The sequence below is a fragment of the Escherichia sp. AM3 genome, from assembly GCF_032029835.1.
In the GTDB taxonomy this organism is placed as follows: Bacteria; Pseudomonadota; Gammaproteobacteria; order Enterobacterales; family Enterobacteriaceae; genus Escherichia; species Escherichia coli.
Map to the genome: position 1 here is coordinate 1 of NZ_JAVUPQ010000150.1, position 3,744 is coordinate 3,744.

Genomic DNA, 3,744 nt, shown 5'->3' on the forward strand with positions numbered 1-3,744 from the left:
TTGTTTTTACCTCATTCAATAAAGTGATAAGTAAGTTCGTTCGAGAGGGATTTAAAGCAAAAATAATCAATGGCACCCAATAGAAAATATTGGCGATGCGCTCGAACGAATAAAGAAGCCCTATGCGCAATCCACACGCTACGATGTTGCAACAACACGCCATCTACTTTTTATTCTCATTCACTAAATGTGGTTGTTCTGGATTCATTATTCAAAGTGTGTACAAGATCACATTTAATCACTTCATTACAGTTCAGCATGCTGAACAAAGCATATTTTCCACTATGTAATGCCGATACCATTTATTCCATGAGCAAGAAGGAGCCATTATGGTTCGCAAAGGGTGTAATTCATTAGTCCGTGCTGAAAAAATATTAACCCACATTGCATGGGTTGGTATGGCAAGTTATATGGAGTTATTAAATAAATTCCAGTACCCCAAAAGCAGCCTGCTTAATTTATTGAATGTAATGGTGGAGTGTGGTTTCTTAATTAAAAACAAAAACGGCTACTATTCACTGGGAATAAAAAACTACGAATTGCGTTACACCGTCAAAATATATTTGAGGTGACTAAGCGGCCAATGCAGGAGTTGTCGCTGAAAAGTGGACTGGTTTGTCATCTTGGGGCGATGGAGAGCATTTCGGCTATCTATCTCGACAAGATCGAAAGTCCGGACTCTGTACCGACGAGCAAAAGCTGGATTGGCAAAAAACTTGAGTTGCATATTACCGCGTTGGGTAAGGCATTATTAGCCTGGAAGACACGAGAAGAACTGGATTATTTTTTAGAAGCACTCACGTTAACTCCACATACGCGCAATACATTTACCGATAAAAAATTGTTTCTGGAAGAATTACAAAAAACACGCCTTCGGGGATGGGCCATAGACAACGAAGAATCAACCTATGGGGCGGTATGTTTAAGTATGCCGGTATTCAATATGTATAACAGAGTTAACTATGCAATCTCACTTTCTGGCGATCCGGTAGTTTATTCAGGAAATAAGATAGACAGCTATCTGGAATTGCTCCGGAAATGCGCTGAGCAAATATCATATGGGCTGGGATACAGAAACGAAAATGAGCATTTACGAAAAGGAAACTGAGGTAATGAAAAAATTCAGCGGCATTATTCCACCGGTATCCAGCACGTTTCATCGTGACGGAACCCTTGATAAAAAGGCAATGCGCGAAGTTGCCGACTTCCTGATTAATAAAGGGGTCGACGGGCTGTTTTATCTGGGTACCGGTGGTGAATTTAGCCAAATGAATACAGCCCAGCGCATGGCGCTCGCCGAAGAAGCTGTAACCATTGTCGACGGGCGAGTGCCGGTATTGATTGGCGTCGGTTCCCCTTCCACTGACGAAGCGGTCAAACTGGCGCAGCATGCGCAAGCCTACGGCGCTGATGGTATCGTCGCCATCAACCCCTACTACTGGAAAGTCGCACCACGAAATCTTGACGACTATTACCAGCAGATCGCCCGTAGCGTCACCCTACCGGTGATCCTGTACAACTTTCCGGATCTGACGGGTCAGGACTTAACCCCGGAAACCGTGACGCGTCTGGCTCTGCAAAACGAGAATATCGTTGGCATCAAAGACACCATCGACAGCGTTGGTCACTTGCGTACGATGATCAACACAGTTAAGTCGGTACGCCCGTCGTTTTCGGTATTCTGCGGTTACGATGATCATTTGCTGAATACGATGCTGCTGGGCGGCGACGGTGCGATAACCGCCAGCGCTAACTTTGCTCCGGAACTCTCCGTCGGCATCTACCGCGCCTGGCGTGAAGGCGATCTGGCGACCGCTGCGACGCTGAATAAAAAACTACTACAACTGCCCGCTATTTACGCCCTCGAAACACCGTTTGTCTCACTGATCAAATACAGCATGCAGTGTGTCGGGCTGCCTGTAGAGACATATTGCTTACCACCGATTCTTGAAGCATCAGAAGAAGCAAAAGATAAAGTCCACGTGCTACTTACCGCGCAGGGCATTTTACCAGTCTGAGGAGAAACTCATGTCTGTTCGCAATATTTTTGCTGACGAGAGCCACGATATTTACACCGTCAGAACGCACGCCGATGGCCCGGACGGCGAACTCCCATTAACCGCAGAGATGCTTATCAACCGCCCGAGCGGGGATCTGTTCGGTATGACCATGAATGCCGGAATGGGTTGGTCTCCGGACGAGCTGGATCGGGACGGTATTTTACTGCTCAGTACACTCGGTGGCTTACGCGGCGCAGACGGTAAACCCGTGGCGCTGGCGCTGCACCAGGGGCATTACGAACTGGACATCCAGATAAAAGCGGCGGCCGAGGTTATTAAAGCCAACCATGCCCTGCCCTATGCCGTGTACGTCTCCGATCCTTGTGACGGGCGTACTCAGGGTACAACGGGGATGTTTGATTCGCTACCATACCGAAATGACGCATCGATGGTAATGCGCCGCCTTATTCGCTCTCTGCCCGACGCGAAAGCAGTTATTGGTGTGGCGAGTTGCGATAAGGGGCTTCCGGCCACCATGATGGCACTCGCCGCGCAGCACAACATCGCAACCGTGCTGGTCCCCGGCGGCGCGACGCTGCCCGCAAAGGATGGAGAAGACAACGGCAAGGTGCAAACCATTGGCGCACGCTTCGCCAATGGCGAATTATCTCTACAGGACGCACGCCGTGCGGGCTGTAAAGCCTGTGCCTCTTCCGGCGGCGGCTGTCAATTTTTGGGCACTGCCGGGACATCTCAGGTGGTGGCCGAAGGATTGGGGCTGGCAATCCCACATTCAGCCCTTGCCCCTTCCGGTGAGCCTGTGTGGCGGGAGATCGCCAGAGCTTCCGCGCGAGCTGCGCTGAACCTGAGTCAAAAAGGCATCACCACCCGGGAAATTCTCACCGATAAAGCGATAGAGAATGCGATGACGGTCCATGCCGCGTTCGGTGGTTCAACAAACCTGCTGTTACACATCCCGGCAATTGCTCACCAGGCAGGTTGCCATATCCCGACCGTTGATGACTGGATCCGCATCAACAAGCGCGTGCCCCGACTGGTGAGCGTACTGCCTAATGGCCCGGTTTATCATCCAACGGTCAATGCCTTTATGGCAGGTGGTGTGCCGGAAGTCATGTTGCATCTGCGCAGCCTCGGATTGTTGCATGAAGACGTTATGACGGTTACCGGCAGCACGCTGAAAGAAAACCTCGACTGGTGGGAGCACTCCGAACGGCGTCAGCGGTTCAAGCAACTCCTGCTCGATCAGGAACAAATCAACGCTGACGAAGTGATCATGTCTCCGCAGCAAGCAAAAGCGCGCGGATTAACCTCAACTATCACCTTCCCGGTGGGTAATATTGCGCCAGAAGGTTCGGTGATCAAATCCACCGCCATTGACCCCTCGATGATTGATGAGCAAGGTATCTATTACCATAAAGGTGTGGCGAAGGTTTATCTGTCCGAGAAAAGTGCGATTTACGATATCAAACATGACAAGATCAAGGCGGGCGATATTCTGGTCATTATTGGCGTTGGACCTTCAGGTACAGGGATGGAAGAAACCTACCAGGTTACCAGTGCCCTGAAGCATCTGTCATACGGTAAGCATGTTTCGTTAATCACCGATGCACGTTTCTCGGGCGTTTCTACTGGCGCGTGCATCGGCCATGTGGGGCCAGAAGCGCTGGCCGGAGGCCCCATCGGTAAATTACGCACCGGGGATGTAATTGAAATTAAAATTGAT

At 50.1% G+C, this 3,744-nt stretch carries 2 protein-coding genes and 1 pseudogene; all 3 read left to right on the forward strand.

Features of this window, described 5'->3' with window-relative positions; translation table 11 throughout:
* Positions 1-329 precede the first annotated feature (329 nt).
* Positions 330-1,108, forward strand: a pseudogene (locus tag RTW80_RS23030) (IclR family transcriptional regulator).
* A 4-nt stretch (positions 1,109-1,112) separates the two neighbouring features.
* Positions 1,113-2,018 (forward strand): dihydrodipicolinate synthase family protein, encoded by a 906-nt coding sequence (locus RTW80_RS23035; protein WP_000714563.1) that lies wholly within the window; start codon positions 1,113-1,115, stop codon positions 2,016-2,018.
* Positions 2,019-2,028: 10 nt separating this feature from the next.
* Positions 2,029-3,744, forward strand: a 1,716-nt coding sequence (gene yjhG / locus RTW80_RS23040) for a xylonate dehydratase YjhG (RefSeq protein WP_312720349.1), incomplete at its 3' end; no start/stop codon positions are given.